Consider the following 14,383-nt stretch of genomic DNA (forward strand, 5'->3'; position numbering starts at 1 on the left):
TCACCATCGGTGGTGAACGTGGCGGGCGATCTTCTGCTGGTAAATCGAGCGGATCGCCTGCATTGCTCCTGGGGACAATGACGCGAGCTCGCTTGCGGCCGCGTTCGCCAGCGCCTGTTGTGGGGACTTCGCACCGGGAATCACCACCGACACGGCGTCTTCCATGAGAATCCAGCGCAGGGCGAAAGCGGCCATCGAGACGCCTTGCGGCAGCAACGGACGAATTGATTCCACGGCGTCCAGTGCAACGTCATAGGGCACGCCGGCGAATGTTTCGCCGACGTCGAACGCTTCGCCGTGACGGTTGAAATTCCGATGATCGTCAGGCGCGAACTGCGAATCGCGCGTCAACTTGCCCGTCAATAGCCCGCTTGCCAGCGGCACTCGAGCGATGACCGCTACCTTGCGAGCCTTGGCTTCGCGAAACAACAACTCGGCGGGTCGTTGGCGGAAGATGTTGTAAATGATCTGCACCGATTCGACGCCGGGATACTCGATGGCCTTGAGTGCTTCTTCGACTTTCTCCACCGAAACGCCGTAGTGTCCGATCTTGCCGGCCGCGACCAGCGCATCGAGCGCTTCGAACACTTCGGGGCGGTAATACACCTCGGTGGGCGGACAGTGCAGCTGCACCAGGTCGAGTGTCTCGACGCCGAGGTTCTGCAGGCTGCGATCGATGAACGCTTCGAGGTTCTTGCGGTTGTAGCCATCGGCGACATGGGGAGAGAGGCGCCGGCCGGCCTTGGTCGCGACGATGGGGCGCTGGCCGCGCCAGTCTTTCAACACATCGCGAATGATGCGCTCGGAACGGCCGTCGCCGTACACATCGGCGGTGTCGATGAAATTCGTTCCGGCGTCCAGCGCCGCACGAAGCGCGTCGCGCGCCTGCGCTTCATCGACATCGCCCCAGGAGCCGCCGATTGCCCACGCGCCAAAACCAATGTCAGCGATATTCCAGCCGGTGCGGCCGAACGGGCGGGTGTGCAAGCTCATGGGTGACTCCCGGAACGAAATGACCGGGAATTCTGGCAGCTCGGTGCGACGGCGGCGAGAGCTATATCGATCGCTTCGATCGACGGTTGGTAATCAACAGCAACAGTCCGCCCAGCAGCGTCAGCATATCCATCGCGCCACCACCGCCGCCGCCGCCGCGCCAGGGGGCTGGAGTCGTTGCGGTCACGGAGCTGGTCGCTTCGTTGTCGGCAGGATTGATGTCGGCCATGCTCGGGCCGAAGGCCACGTTGGCGGTGGCTTTGGCCGGGCCTGCACTGGTTGCCACTGCAGTGAAGGAAAATGCTTGGATCTCGCCCGGCGCAAGCCTGCCCAAGGTGCAAGAGGCGCCGCCTGCGGCCGAGCTGCAACCGCCAGGCACAAAACCGAGCGTGAAGCTCGAGCCCAGTTGGAATCCAACGGTGCCGTCGCTCGCCGAAGTAGTTCCGCGATTCGTCACGGTCACCGTGTAAGTGACATTGCGTCCCTGCGTTACGCTGGTGGTCGAGGGCGTGAGTGCGATGCCGAGATCGCCAGGATCGCCAGTGACGGCGGATGCCTGCGCGGAGTTGTTGCCTGCGGCCGAGTCGTTCTCATGCGCAGCGATGGTCGCTGTCACCGGAATGAAGAGCGCGGAAGCGGGCGTTGTGTATCTCACGACGGCATTCACTTCTTCACCGACGCGCAGCACCGGGATCGTACACGTCGTCGCCGCACAGGCGCCGAGGTCAGTCGTGATGCTCACGTTCGTCAGTTCCGCAGGCACCACGGCTGAGAGCTTCACAGCCGTCGCGTGATACGGGCCTTTGTTCACGGCTCGCACATTGAACGTCGATTCATAGCCTCTGGGACGAGTGCCGCCGTGATCGCCGATCTCCACCTGCAAGTCTGGCGACACTTCGAATGCGGCCGCGCCGCGCACGCCGGTGCCGGCATGAATCAACGATGGACGATTCGGGTCGAGCACCAGCTGACCGACGTACCACGGACCGCCGTCATCCGCTGCCGCGCGCAGCACTTCCCAGGTCGCACCGGCGTCCACCGAACGCAGGATCGAAGAAGAACGCTGGATGCCGAACGAATAACCCGGATCGAGGCTCGCCGCGTAAATCGTCGTCGGCACCGCCGGATCGATGACGATCGAGCTGGCTGCATCATTGGCAATGACGGCGAACGAGTTGTTTGCGATGAACGAGTCGCCGCCGTCGTCGCTGACCTGCAAGCCGTTCTCCGTCGCGACATAGACGCGCGAGCTGTTGGACGGATCGATGGCGATCTTGTACACGTCCTGGCGGGTGAAACTCTGGCTCCAGGTCAGGCCGCGATCTAGCGAGCGATACAATCCTCCCGGCGTGTCGGGGAAGAAGCCCTGGTAGGCCGCAAGAAACATTCGCGACGGATCGGCGGGATCGACCTGCATGTCCATGCCGAACAGATCCGTCGGCAGATGGGTGCTGTAGGGCAGCCACGTCACACCGCCGTCGCTGCTCCGATAAATGCCCGCGCTCGGCGTCGTCGACACCTTGTACACGTTCACATACATCGTGTTCGCATCCTGCGGATCGAACGCGAACACCTGCGGCGAAAAGCCGTTGAGGTCAGCGTTGGGCGCGAGCCATGACCGGCCGCCGTCGATCGAGCGGAACACGCCACGATTGAACACGCCAAAGAAAATCGAACTCGGCGAGCCGGGCTTGACGGCCAGGCTGGCCTGGCCGAACTCGAAGCCTGGGTGCAACGCTTGCGCCGCGGCCAGGTTCAAGCGTTGCCAGTCGGCAGCGCCGCTGGTGGCGAACAATCCGCCGCCGCCACCGACGGTGTATGTGTAGATCCTGGAATTGGCGGCCAGCGTGGTAGCGAACTGCGTCGGACTGGAGGCGACCGGGGAGAGTGCTGCTTCGGTCCACGTCTGCGCGTCGTTGTTCGAATAGAGTGCGCCTTGCTGTCCCAACACGACGATGCGCGTCGGCACGGTGGCATCGAAGCTTGCGCCCTCGTACCTGAGCGTCGGCAGATTACCTAGCGTCGACCAGGTGGCGCCGTAGTTGGTCGTCACCTGGAGCGGAGCAACGCCTCTGTTGGTGGCAACGGCGCGGCCGGGTGTGGACGGGTCAACCGCGATGGAAGCGAACGAACCGCTGCTCGTCCGGTGCCAGGTGACACCGCGATCGTTGGAGATCCACAGACCGTCATTGCACGCCACGATGAGCCGAGTGGCCGACAGCTGCGCAATGTCATAAACCCATGACTTGCTCTCGGGGTCGGGATTGACTCGCGGATCCGACCAGGTGATGCCGCCGTCCGTGCTGCGGATCACTGTGGCGCCGCTGAAGGAGTAGACGACGTCGCTATCTTGCGGATCGACGAGGATTCGCGTCAGCGTCTGCGGCGCGATGCCGGGCGCCGACCAGGATTGGCCGCGATCGTCGCTGCGATAGACTCGATTGCCCATCGCGTAATAGACCGTCGCGCCATTCGTGCCGACGCCCCACACGCCAGCGCCGGCGGGCGCCACTTGAATGAAACTTTGTCCGCGGTCGTCGGAACGAAACAGACCGTGATCCAACGCGGTGACGTACAGGCGGTTGCCGTCGGTGGGATCGACCGCGAGGCCGTTCACCTGGCTCGCGAAGTTTTTCAGGATCGTCCAGGTGACGCCACCATCGGTGGAGCGATGCACGCTGCGGCTGTAAATGGCATAGAACACGCTCGAGTCGGTCGAGCTTGCCCGTACGCCCTGAAACATGCCACCGGGCGGGCCTTTGATAGTCCAACTGTTGACCCCGGCATCGCTGATGTTGGCCAGCAGCGCCAGCGCGGCGCCCAGCGACACCACGCCGAATCGACGATAGGAACTCACCCGCTTTCCCTTCTTCTGCATCGTTATGAAGCGGCGGAAGCATAACAGGTTGTACACGGCGGACGGGTGTCGGGGAACTCAGACGCCCGACGGCAGATTAGAGGGTTGCCACCGCCGTTCATGGAAAATTGCCGTGCCGAAGGGCCAGATCGCGCATCGTCACAAGGCTTTCTTTATAGGCATTGGCGCCGTTGCGCTGATCCTGGCGGGTGCGGGCGCCGGCGTGGTGCTGTTGTTGTCCGGGGCTTACAGCACCGCCGCCACCAAGCAGCATTTCGGTATTACATATCGCGTCCTGGAGCTGGGTCTGCGCTATTCCGTAGCCAGCAACGCCGAAGACATCGTGGTGCCCGATCTGCAGCGCGTGGCCAATGTGAATGTAGGTTATGCATGCTATCGCAAGTATTGCGTGCAGTGTCACGGCGCCCCGGGCGTCGCTCGCGACCCGCTCGGACGTGGACAACTTCCTTCGCCGAGCAGTTTGTCGGAATCCGCTCGGGATTGGCCGGCCTCGCATCTTTTCTATGTCACGCAGCAGGGCGTGCGCATGTCGGGCATGCCGGCGTGGGAGTATCGAATATCGAGCGAAGGATTGTGGTCGACGGTGGCGTACTTGAAGGCCATGCCGTTCATGACTGTCGCTCAGCACCGTGAGTTGGATGAGGCGAGTGCCGATGAAACGTGTCCCGCGCCGACCGCCGCTGCTGCTTACACGCGAGAGCGCACGCAGATCATGTTTCGACAGTACGCATGCGACAACTGTCACATCATTGGTGGCATGGTTGGGCCGAAGACGCACATCGGACCGTCGTTGGTAAACTGGCGAGAGCGCAAGTACATCGCAGGCATCCTGCCCAACACGCGCGAGAATCTGGTGCGTTGGATCGTTGCCCCGCAGGATCTCAGTCCGCACACCATGATGCCGGATCTCGATGTGATCGAGCCGCACGCCCGGCAGATGGCGCGCTATTTGATGACGGAAGAATAGTGAGATGACGCGCACCGGTCGCCCACTCTCTCTGTTGTTGTTGCTACCGCTGCTGTTTGCTTGTGCTCCCGAGCGAGACTATGTGCCGAAAGTTGTCGATGGCGACGCGGATCGAGGTCGCGAAGCGCTGGCGCGCTATGAGTGCGGCGTGTGCCATATGATTCCGGGTGTGGCGGACGCGCTTGGGAAGGTCGGGCCGGCGCTGGGTGATTACTCACGTCGCTCGTATGTCGCGGGCAAGTTTCCTAACGAGCCGAACACGCTGGTGCGCTGGATCGTCGATGCTCCGGCGATGGCGCCACAGACCGCGATGCCCGCCATCTCGATGTCGGAGCAGGAAGCTCGTGACATGGCCGCCTATTTATATGAGTCCGACTGATCATGCGGCCGCCTCATCCTGCGTCGGCCTTGGATCCCGCATCGGGCAGCGGCGCCGAGTTGATCGATCAGCTCGGCACCGCGTTGTATGTGGGCGGCGGTCTGATCTTCCTGGTGGTGATGGTGCTCGTCACCTGTGCTGTGCTTACGAAGGGAAGGCCGGTCAACGCGCGTTACTGGATCCTTGGTGGCGGCCTCGCGTTTCCTGCGTTCACGCTGACCGTGCTGCTGATGTACTCGCTAGCCGTCGGCAATGGGTTGAATGCCATCGGATCGAGCGGCGCTCTGCAGTTGTTTCTCGATTGTTTTGGTCTCGGCGACGCCCGGGCGCGGGCGCCGGTGGACGATGTTCTCGAGATCCACGTGGTCGGCAAGCAATGGTGGTGGGAAGTTCGTTACGATCGGCCAGGGAAGGGCGGGGCGGTCGTGCTGGCGAACGAGCTTCGCATGCCGACGAACCAGGCCGTGGAACTGGTGCTTTCGACGACGGATGTGATCCACAGCTTCTGGGCGCCGTCGCTGGCAGGCAAGGTGGACATGATTCCTGGTCGCACGACGCGCTTGCGTCTGCAGACCAGCGAGGCAGGAACATTTCGTGCGCTCTGCGCCGAGTACTGCGGAGGGCAGCATGCGCTGATGGCGCTGTTCGTCGTTACCCAGCATGGGGATGACTTCGAGGCCTGGCTGGCGCATCAACAAACATCTGTTGTCGAGCCCGTCGATCCCTTTCTGAAAGTTGGCTATGACGCCTTCTTTCGTGGCGAGTGCCACAGCTGTCACACGGTCAGAGGCACGCCTGCGAATGGCGTCGCCGGTCCGGATCTGACGCATGTCGGCGGCCGCAAGTCGCTCGCCGCAGGCACGCTCAATAATCACATCGGCACCATGGCCGGTTGGATCGCCGGCGCCCAGGACGTGAAACCGGGCAACAAGATGCCGTCGTCGCTCGCGTACTCGGGCGTCGAGCTGCGTGCCCTGTCGGCGTGGTTGGGGAGTCTCCAGTGAGTTTGGACGCGTCCCCTGAGTTGCCGAATTCGCTGCCGCGTCCCACGGGGGAGTTCGATCGACTGCGCGCCGTATGGGAGCGGCCCAAAGGCTGGCGCGTACTCACGCAAGTCAACAACACGGCGATCGGCCTCTGGTACATCGGCGCCGCGCTGTTGTTTCTCGTGCTCGGCGGCATTCTGGCGCTGATCATGCGCACTCAGCTGGCGGTGCCGGGGAACAATCTGGTCGATGCCGATCTGTACAACCAGCTGTTCACGATGCACGGCTCGGTGATGATGTTTCTGTTCGCCGTGCCGGTGGTCGAGGCAATCGGCATTCTGTTGTTGCCCGCGATGCAGGGGGCGCGCGACCTGCCGTTTCCCCGGCTGTCGGCATATGCGTTCTGGGCGTATTTCGTCGGCGGGCTGGTGTTCTTCACCACCATCTTCTTCGACCTCGCGCCGGATGGTGGCTGGTTCATGTATCCGCCACTCACCAGCTACGAGTTCTCGCCCGGGCTGCGCACGGACTTCTGGCTGCTCGGCATCGGGTTCATCGAGATTTCGGCCATCGCCGGTGCGATAGAGATCGTGGTGGGTATCTTGAGAACCCGGCCGCCGGGCATGACGCTCGACAAGATGCCCATCTACCTGTGGGCGATGCTCATCGTCGGCGCAATGATCATCTTCGGCTTTCCGCCGGTGATTCTAGCCACGGCGTTGCTCGAGCTGGAGCGCGCATTCCACTGGCCGTTCTTCCTGGCCGAGCGGGGCGGCGATCCGCTGCTCTGGCAGCACTTGTTCTGGCTGTTCGGCCATCCGGATGTTTACATCATTTTCCTGCCGGCGGCGGGCCTGGTTTCGATGATGGTCGCGACCATGGCGCAGGTGCCGTTGATTGGATATCGCTGGATCGTTGTCGCGATGCTGGCGACGGGGACCATTTCTTTTGCATTGTGGGTGCACCACATGTTTGCGACCGGCATGCCGCACCTGTCGCTGAGTTTCTTTTCGGCGGCGAGCATGGCCGTGGCGATTCCGGCCGGGCTGCAAGTGTTTTCGTGGATCGCCACGCTGTGGCGAGGCGACGTGCAGCGCGCGACGCCAACTTACTTTCTGCTCGGTTTCTTCGGTGTGTTCGTGCTGGGTGGATTGACTGGCGTCATGCTCGCGGTCGTGCCTTACGACTGGCAGGCGCATGACACGTACTTCGTGGTGGCTCACCTGCACTACGTGCTGATCGGCGGCATGTTGTTTCCTGTGTTCGCGGGAATCTATTACTGGGCGCCGATGATCAGTGGCCGCCGTTTGTCGGAGCGCATGGGGAAGTGGGCCTGCGCCATCATGTTCATCGGCGTGAACCTGACTTTCTTTCCCATGCACATCGCCGGGCTGCTCGGCATGCCACGCCGTGTCTGGACGTACGCGGATGGCTATGGTCTGGAGCCTTACAACCTGCTCTCGACAGTTGGAGCATTCGTGTTTGCAGCAGGTATAAGCATCGTGCTGTTGGATTTGATGTTGCACTTCAGGCCCGCCGGCAAAGTGGACACGAATCCGTGGAACGCGGGCACGCTCGAATGGCTGCCGCAGGATGAGTATGCCATTCGCAGCGTGCCTCTCGTCGGCAGCCGGGAGCCGCTGTGGGATCGAGCGTCGCTTCGCAAGGAAGTGGACGAAGGTCAGCACTATCTGCCCGGCACGATGACGGGCGGTCGAGAGACCATCGTCACCAGTGCGATCGATGCTCGACCGGAGTATCTGCTGCGTCTGCCGGGATCGAGTTGGTTGCCGGTGCTCGCTGGCGTCGGCACCGCGGTCTTTTTTCTTGCGCTCACCGTCAAATGGATGATCGTCGCGATTACCGGAGCGCTGGTCGCACTGGGCAGCATTCTGATGTGGTTGTGGGACAGCGATCCTGCGCCGTCGGGACAGCTGTTCGATGTGGGCGGCGGGCTGAGCTTGCCGGATTACATGAGCGGCAGCCGCTCGCATTCGTGGTGGTCGATGGTCGTGCTGATGCTCGTGGATGGCAGCATCTTCGCCTGTTTGATCTTTTCATTCCTTTATTTATGGACGGTGACGTTGTCCGGCTTTCCCCCGGAGAGTCTCGATATGCCGCTGGTGGGAAGCTCCGTGGCGGCGGTGGTCGCTTGGCTTGTCGTCGCTGGGGCGTTGTTTGCGGCGAATCGGGCGCTGGGTGGGAGTCGGTGCCGCGGCGTGAGCATCGCGCTGCTGGTTGCGCTGATGGGAACCTGGCTGGCATTTGCAGCGAGCCTGCATGCGCTGACGGGAACGAACCTTCGCCCGCAGTTGCACGGCTATGCATCGACTGCTTACACGATGGTTGCCTGGCAAGGACTTCACGCTGTGTTGCTGACGTTGATGATCGGCTTCACCGTGGCGCGACTGTCGCTCGGGATGATCGATTCTGTGCGTCGAAATGTTTTCGATAACACCCGCATCATGAGCTATTACTGCGCGGCGCAGGGCATTGTCGCGCTGGTGGTGATGCACTCGCCTCGGCTGGCCCTTTGATGAGCATGCGACATTCATTCACGAGCACCACGTTTTTGATCCTGGGCGGGCTGCTCGTGTGGATCGCGGATTTCGTCTTTGTCTATGTGTTTGCGGCGGTTGCCTGTGCGCGAGGCTTTGCCGATGTGAGCTGGTTCGGTTTGCCCATTGTCACGCTGACGACGCTGCTCGCTTCGCTGATCGCCGGCGCAGCCACCGTGCTGGTCGTTCGTCGCGGTTATCGTTTGCAGCGAGACGAAGCGGTCGATGAGCATTCGCGCTTCATCGGTTTCGTGGCGTTGGCCAGCGGCGGGATCGCGCTGATCGCCTTGGTGTTGCTGGTCCTGCCAGCGCTGGTGGTTAGCGCTTGCCCGCGGCTGTGATCCAAAGAATCCCGCTGTGACTCAGTGTTTAGCGGTCCGGCGCCATGCCCAACCTCGCGGGCCGACGGTGTCCGCCGAGAACGCGCCGCGCTCGCCGAGCGGCTTCACCGGTCCGATCGTCGTGTCATTCAGTGTCTGTCGCTCGAGCTCGGAATTGATCTCGGCGCCGAGGATCACGACGTAGGCGGACACATAGAACCACATCAACATCACGACCACGCCGCCGATCGCCCCATACGCTTCGCCGAACGAACTGAAGTTGCGCACATAGATCGCGAACAGCACGCCGCCGAGCAACCACAGCGTCGCGGCGATGACGGAGCCGGCATTCACCCATTCCCAGCGCGGGCGTGTGCGATGTGGCGCGAAGCGATACAACGCGGAGAGTGCGAAGACGGCCATGACCCAGAGCAGCGCCCAGCGAATCACGAGCAACACCCATTGCGTGGCGGTGCCCAGTGGGATGAATGCGAGCACGATGGGCACAGCGACACCGATCAGCACCATCACCACGAAGCCGACCACTCCGCACACCGTAAACGTGAACGAGAGCAGCAGTCGTCTCAGGAACGAGCGGCGGTCGTGCTCGTTGTACGCGACGTTCACCGCAGTGATCAGCGCGACCATGCCTTTGCGTGCGCTCCACATAGCGACCAGGATGCCGATCACGACGCCAATGCTGAGCGTTTCGTTTCTCTGGCTCACCAGGTTTTGCAACTGGCTCTGCAGAATCTGCAGGGTCGCGGCCGGCAGCATTTCGCTGAAGGTCTGAAGCTGCGCGGCGATCGCTTCGGGCGAAGCCACCAAGCCGTAAATGGCAACGGCGGCGGCGAGACTCGGGAACACGGCGAGCAGCGCGAACAAGGCGAGACCGCCGGCAACGATGGACACGTTGTCGGCATCGAGCTGAGTCTGGACCCGCCAGATCACATCCCACCAGCCGCGCCAGGTGATGTCTACTGGCCGGCCGGCGAGTCGTCCCCGATTCGTTTCGGTGTTTGCGATCTCGTTGGGATCGACGGTCGGAGGCATTGCAACACCTTGCTCAGCGCGCTCGTGGACAGAGCAATGACGCAGCACGAGGCGGGATGTTCCGAGGACTCGATCAGTTGAGGACGGCGTGCGGGCAGCGCTTCGAATCCACGCCGGGCAGCAGGCCCTTGCGCAGGAGGATCAGGTTGATGCGTGAGTAATAGTCGTCGCCGCTCAATGCGACGGCGCGCTCGAAGGCGCTCTCAGCGTCACCGAAACGGCACTCGATCGCGTAGGCCATGCCAAGATTGTTCGCGGCCCGGGAGCTTGCGGGGTTGCGTGCGGCGGTGTCTTCCCAGAAAGCAATTTCGGTCTCATAGACGAGGTTGCGTTGATAGGTGGTCCAGCTCAGCGCCACCAGAATCAAAGCAACAGCAACTGGGCGCAGCATGGCTCGATCGGGCTGCCACGCGAAGAGGCGCACGGCCAGCCACCATGCGGGACCGATCAATGCCTGATACAACTGACGATCGTTGGCCACGTCGAGGCGTGGCAGGAGCGAATTCGTCGGCGCCAGCCACAGCATGAACCACAACACAGCAAACGAGGCCAGCGGCCGGCGTCGGCAGTTGAGCAATGCCCACACGACTGTGGTGGCCAAGGCGAAGACGGATAGCGCCGCGTTCCAGTTCAACGCATCGACCACCGGTAGCTGCGGATCAGCATTGACGTTCGTTATGCGTACCAGCTGGCCCGCCAGGTAGAAGATTGCGTGGGATTGTGTCAGCAGGTTCTCGCCGATGGTGCGAGTGTCGAGACTCACGGCGAGCAAGCGCCTGTAGGTCGGCAGGCTGAGCGCGACCACCAGCATCGCCGCCATGAGCAGGAACAGCGGCGTCAGACGCTGCAACGTTTGCGACACAGGACGGTCAGAGGAGTAGAGCAGCAGCGCGAGCGGCAGGATCAATGCCGTTTCTTTGGTCGCGACCGCCAGTCCGAAACAAACGCAGCACGCCAGGAGCCACGCGGAGCTTCGCTCTCTGTCCTCGCTGCGAACCCAACAATAGAGGCTCAACAAACAGAAGCACGCCGCCAGCGAGCTGGAGCGACCGGAGATGTAGGTGACAGCTTCAGTTTGCACCGGATGAAGTGCGAACAGGAGAGCAGCGAACAAAGCTGCCTGGGAGGCGTTCGCTTCGGATAGCCCGGCGCGAAGGCCGCGGCCTCGAAGCAGCGACCCCAGCAGCGTCGCGCTGAGTGCATGAATCAGGATGTTTACAACACGAAAGCCCGCCGGGCGGGGATCGAGCGAGAAATTCAACGCGTAGCTGAGTTTCAACAGCGGTCGAATGCCCGGCATCGATTGCCACCAGGCGGCAAGCGAATGGACGCGGGGCTCGTTGACGATCACGTTCCAATCGTCGAATTGAAAGCTGCCGGAGATCGAGGGCCACCACAGCACAATCACGGCAAGGGCTGGCAGCGCCGGCAGCCACGCTGTCAGCCAAGAAACTTCGGCCGCGGAAGTTTCAGTTTGCGAGGATGGAGCCGAACGCATCTTCGATCATCCCGTGCGCCAACCACCAGCGTTCGGTGCCACCCAACATGATGAGCCAGACGTCGTGATTCTGTCGTCGCACGTACGCGATCAAACATTGGCCGGCCTGCGAGGTGTTGCCGGTCTTCAATCCTTCCGTGCCGTCCAGCCTTCCGAGCAGTGCATTGGTGCTCGTGAACTTGATCGTGCGCCCAGCGCGAGTTGTGAGCTGGGCTTCGGGGAGAGCGGCCAAGTGTGAGATCAGTGGCGCCGTTCGGGCGGCGCGGGCGAGCTTCAGCAAATCCGTGGCAGTGGTGTACTGGCCGGCGGCATCGAAACCACAGGGATCCACGAAATTCGATTCGCTCATACCAAGCCGCACGGCGCGCTCGTTCATGCGTGCTCTGAATTCGGTGAGGTTGGGAGTGACACTTTCAACGAGCGCGCGACACGCATCGTTGGCGGAGCGGATCAGCATCGCGGCCAGTGCCGCGCCAGCCGTAATCTGTTCGCCCGCTCTCAGTCCGAGACGAGAAGGGGGCACGCTCGCGGCGTATTCACTGACCGTGACCCAGCGCTCTGCACTCCAGTTGGAATCCAGGGCGACGAGCGCTGTAAGTAACTTGGCGAGCGAGGCAGGCTGTAGACGGAGCGTCGGTGCTCGTTGCCAAAGCAGCTGATCGTCGAGGACGACCATGTAGCTGCGAGCCGCCGAAGGATAGAGATCCGGCGCCTCTGCGTGCAGAGGCGAAGTGAGCGCCAACAGCAACGCGCCGACCATGGAGGCAGTTGCCTGCCTCCACGATCGGCGCGCGATGTGACGTTTAGTTCGAGAACAAGCCACCCAGCGCCTTCTTGCCTTTGTTGAACAGACCCTTGGCCTTTTCGCCGGAGGTCTGAGGCTGCTCCAGCGCGGGGTCCTGCTGTGGATCCTGCGGCTGATCCTGGCCGATGCTGCCATCGGTCGCCGACATTGCGCCTGCGCGCTGCCGGCGTTGTTCTTCGTCCTGGTTGCTGGCGTACTCGGAACAGAAGCTGCGATAACGCGGGTTGATCGCGGTGTAGCGACGGCCGGCGCACTGCTGGGCGGCGATGCCAGCGGCCATCACCCCGCATTCCGTCGCGATAAAGTTCAGATCGTTCTTCTGCTCGGCAAGCTTGCACATCGCGTCGCGTTCCTGCTCGAGCGAGAAACCACAGATGCGTGCCGATTCGGCCAGCGGCTTGTTGCTCGGGTCGTTGGGAATGCTCGAAACGCGGGCTCTGCGGCGCTCCTCCTGGGCCAGACGACGGAAATTCTCGGGCTTGCGAACGGCTTCGCAATAGGTGCGCTTATCCGCCGGGTCTTTACACTGCATCAGGAACGAGGGGCCTTCCGCTTCGGCCGCCATTTCGTGGCAGCGTTGGATCTGCTGCCGCTCGATCTCCTTCTGCGTGCGCTCGGCATCGGCCATGATCTTCTTGGCTACGAAGTTCGCTTCGGTGCCATCGCACTGGCCGAGCTTCTGGCCTTCGTAGTTCATGACCATGGTTTCGCCGCCCGTGGTCATCTCCATCCGGCCCTTGTAGTGGTCGGGGCTGACGTAGGTGAGCTGCGCCGAGCCTTCCATCTTGTCCTCACCGTCGCAGCGCATTTTGAAGCTCTGGACATTGCCGGTGCGCTTCATGTCGTAGATCTGGCAGCTGTCGTCGGTCCGGATCGGCGGCTGCTCGGCGCCCGCCTCGGGCTGCTTGCAGATCTCCGAGGTCTGGCCCGGCATGGACATGCCGCCCATCTGCATGGTGTTGGTGACCTTCCACTTCTCGCCTTCGATGCCCTGGGCCGCCAGTGAAGTGCCGGCGCAGGTGAGCAGCAGCAACGCGCACACGTTTTTCATGGAGTTTCCCGCACTGTTAGGATTCCAGCAGGCTCGCACGCGGCTTGGTTGTGGTCTATGCCCCGTCATGGCAGTTGACTTTTAGCCGAAAAAAGCGTGCAGCAGAACGATTTGTCGAAGCCGTTGTCGGAATCGGTCGGGCAGGCGCGTCCTTGTGACGAGTTTCACGCAACAGGAGAGCGCAATGGCTTATGTGGATGGTTTCGTCGTGCCGTTGGCGAAGGATAAGTTGCAGGTCTACAAGGAAAAGGCGCGCCTCTGCGGCGAGGTATGGAAGAGTCATGGCGCATTGAGTTACGTCGAATGCGTCGCTGACGATGTTCCCTATGGCGAGCTCACGTCGTTCCCCCGCGCCGTGCAGGTCAAGCCCGATGAGATCGTCATCTTCGCCTGGATCACCTACGAATCGCGCCAGCAGCGCGACGCCATCAATGCGAAAGTGATGGAAGATCCCCGCATGAAGGCGCTGTTCAACGAAATGCCCATCGACGGAAAACGCATGATTTTCGGCGGTTTCGAGATGCTGTTTAGTTTGTGAGCGGCGCCCGCGGCGTGCTGACGGAGTGAGTTATGTGTCGGAACATCAAGACGTTGTTCAATTTCGAGCCGCCGGCGACGGACACCGAGATACACGACGCCTCGTTGCAGTTCGTTCGCAAGCTCAGCGGGTTCACGATCCCATCGAAGGCCAATGAAGCGGCCTTCGAGCGCGCAGTGGAGGAGGTGGCTGCCGCCGCGCGTACCTTGATCCATTCGATGACGACCAACGCGGAGCCCAAGAATCGAGAAGTCGAGGCTGAGCGGGCGCGGGCGCGTAACGCCGTAAGATTTGGCGCGAAGGCCTAGAAAAGGTGTGATGTAATAGCGGGCGCCTGGGTCGGCCAGGCGCCCGTTG

General features: G+C 62.1%; 13 protein-coding genes. 7 read left to right on the forward strand and 6 right to left on the reverse strand.

What is annotated here, in order from left to right:
• On the reverse strand, nucleotides 1-993 hold the full coding sequence (locus tag EK373_RS19600) for an aldo/keto reductase (protein ID WP_129645389.1): 993 nt from the start codon (nucleotides 991-993) through the stop codon (nucleotides 1-3).
• Between the two features lie 61 nt (nucleotides 994-1,054).
• Complete coding sequence (locus tag EK373_RS19605) at nucleotides 1,055-3,850, reverse strand: CARDB domain-containing protein (protein WP_157994437.1); 2,796 nt, start codon at nucleotides 3,848-3,850, stop codon at nucleotides 1,055-1,057.
• Nucleotides 3,851-3,983: 133 nt separating this feature from the next.
• On the opposite strand from EK373_RS19605, the gene EK373_RS19610 reads away from it, so the two are divergent.
• From EK373_RS19610 to EK373_RS19630, 5 genes are read left to right on the forward strand one after another with little or no spacing between them, the layout of a single operon-like run.
• Entirely contained in the window at nucleotides 3,984-4,838 is an 855-nt protein-coding gene (locus EK373_RS19610; protein WP_157994438.1) for a c-type cytochrome, read from the forward strand.
• Between the two features lie 4 nt (nucleotides 4,839-4,842).
• On the forward strand, nucleotides 4,843-5,217 hold the full coding sequence (locus tag EK373_RS19615) for a c-type cytochrome (RefSeq protein WP_129645392.1): 375 nt from the start codon (nucleotides 4,843-4,845) through the stop codon (nucleotides 5,215-5,217).
• 2 nt (nucleotides 5,218-5,219) lie between these two features.
• Nucleotides 5,220-6,221: a cytochrome c oxidase subunit II gene (locus EK373_RS19620; protein ID WP_129645393.1), complete on the forward strand. Its 1,002-nt coding sequence runs from the start codon at nucleotides 5,220-5,222 to the stop codon at nucleotides 6,219-6,221.
• Entirely contained in the window at nucleotides 6,218-8,740 is a 2,523-nt protein-coding gene (gene ctaD, locus EK373_RS19625) for a cytochrome c oxidase subunit I (RefSeq protein WP_129645394.1), read from the forward strand. The genes EK373_RS19620 and ctaD overlap by 4 nt, the downstream gene beginning before the upstream one ends.
• Entirely contained in the window at nucleotides 8,740-9,102 is a 363-nt protein-coding gene (locus EK373_RS19630; RefSeq protein WP_129645395.1) for a hypothetical protein, read from the forward strand. The genes ctaD and EK373_RS19630 overlap by 1 nt, the downstream gene beginning before the upstream one ends.
• Before the next feature lie 21 nt (nucleotides 9,103-9,123).
• Here the strand turns inward: EK373_RS19630 and EK373_RS19635 are convergent, their stop codons facing one another.
• The 4 genes from EK373_RS19635 to EK373_RS19650 form a co-directional block, all read right to left on the reverse strand.
• A complete protein-coding gene (locus EK373_RS19635) occupies nucleotides 9,124-10,134 on the reverse strand; it encodes a YihY/virulence factor BrkB family protein (RefSeq protein WP_129645396.1) in 1,011 nt (336 codons plus the stop codon).
• Nucleotides 10,135-10,207: 73 nt separating this feature from the next.
• On the reverse strand, nucleotides 10,208-11,632 hold the full coding sequence (locus tag EK373_RS19640; protein ID WP_129645397.1) for a glycosyltransferase family 39 protein: 1,425 nt from the start codon (nucleotides 11,630-11,632) through the stop codon (nucleotides 10,208-10,210).
• The gene (locus tag EK373_RS19645; protein ID WP_157994439.1) at nucleotides 11,604-12,392 is read right to left on the reverse strand and encodes a D-alanyl-D-alanine carboxypeptidase family protein; all 789 of its coding nucleotides are present in this window, start codon (nucleotides 12,390-12,392) and stop codon (nucleotides 11,604-11,606) included. Before EK373_RS19645 ends, EK373_RS19640 begins: the two co-directional genes overlap by 29 nt.
• 43 nt (nucleotides 12,393-12,435) lie before the next feature.
• A complete protein-coding gene (locus tag EK373_RS19650) occupies nucleotides 12,436-13,488 on the reverse strand; it encodes a DUF3617 domain-containing protein (protein ID WP_157994440.1) in 1,053 nt (350 codons plus the stop codon).
• Between the two features lie 184 nt (nucleotides 13,489-13,672).
• Here EK373_RS19650 and EK373_RS19655 point away from each other — a divergent pair, with 184 nt between their 5' ends.
• Together EK373_RS19655 and EK373_RS19660 are read left to right on the forward strand one after the other, a co-directional pair.
• Entirely contained in the window at nucleotides 13,673-14,026 is a 354-nt protein-coding gene (locus EK373_RS19655; protein ID WP_129645400.1) for a DUF1428 domain-containing protein, read from the forward strand.
• Nucleotides 14,027-14,058: 32 nt separating this feature from the next.
• On the forward strand, nucleotides 14,059-14,334 hold the full coding sequence (locus tag EK373_RS19660) for a DUF2277 domain-containing protein (RefSeq protein ID WP_129645401.1): 276 nt from the start codon (nucleotides 14,059-14,061) through the stop codon (nucleotides 14,332-14,334).
• The last annotated feature ends 49 nt before the right edge of the window (nucleotides 14,335-14,383 follow it).

This window comes from Peristeroidobacter agariperforans (genome assembly GCF_004138335.1).
GTDB lineage: Bacteria > Pseudomonadota > Gammaproteobacteria > Steroidobacterales > Steroidobacteraceae > Steroidobacter > Steroidobacter agariperforans.

What these genes read in the sequence shown, in the direction of transcription:
- EK373_RS19600 (WP_129645389.1), bottom strand. Translation starts at nt 993, where the DNA reads ATGAGCTTGCACACCCGCCCGTTCGGCCGCACCGGCTGGAATATCGCT.
- EK373_RS19615 (WP_129645392.1), top strand. Translation starts at nt 4,843, where the DNA reads ATGACGCGCACCGGTCGCCCACTCTCTCTGTTGTTGTTGCTACCGCTG.
- EK373_RS19620 (WP_129645393.1), top strand. Translation starts at nt 5,220, where the DNA reads ATGCGGCCGCCTCATCCTGCGTCGGCCTTGGATCCCGCATCGGGCAGC.
- EK373_RS19630 (WP_129645395.1), top strand. Translation starts at nt 8,740, where the DNA reads ATGAGCATGCGACATTCATTCACGAGCACCACGTTTTTGATCCTGGGC.
- EK373_RS19635 (WP_129645396.1), bottom strand. Translation starts at nt 10,134, where the DNA reads ATGCCTCCGACCGTCGATCCCAACGAGATCGCAAACACCGAAACGAAT.
- EK373_RS19640 (WP_129645397.1), bottom strand. Translation starts at nt 11,632, where the DNA reads ATGCGTTCGGCTCCATCCTCGCAAACTGAAACTTCCGCGGCCGAAGTT.
- EK373_RS19645 (WP_157994439.1), bottom strand. Translation starts at nt 12,392, where the DNA reads ATGGTCGGCGCGTTGCTGTTGGCGCTCACTTCGCCTCTGCACGCAGAG.
- EK373_RS19650 (WP_157994440.1), bottom strand. Translation starts at nt 13,488, where the DNA reads ATGAAAAACGTGTGCGCGTTGCTGCTGCTCACCTGCGCCGGCACTTCA.
- EK373_RS19655 (WP_129645400.1), top strand. Translation starts at nt 13,673, where the DNA reads ATGGCTTATGTGGATGGTTTCGTCGTGCCGTTGGCGAAGGATAAGTTG.
- EK373_RS19660 (WP_129645401.1), top strand. Translation starts at nt 14,059, where the DNA reads ATGTGTCGGAACATCAAGACGTTGTTCAATTTCGAGCCGCCGGCGACG.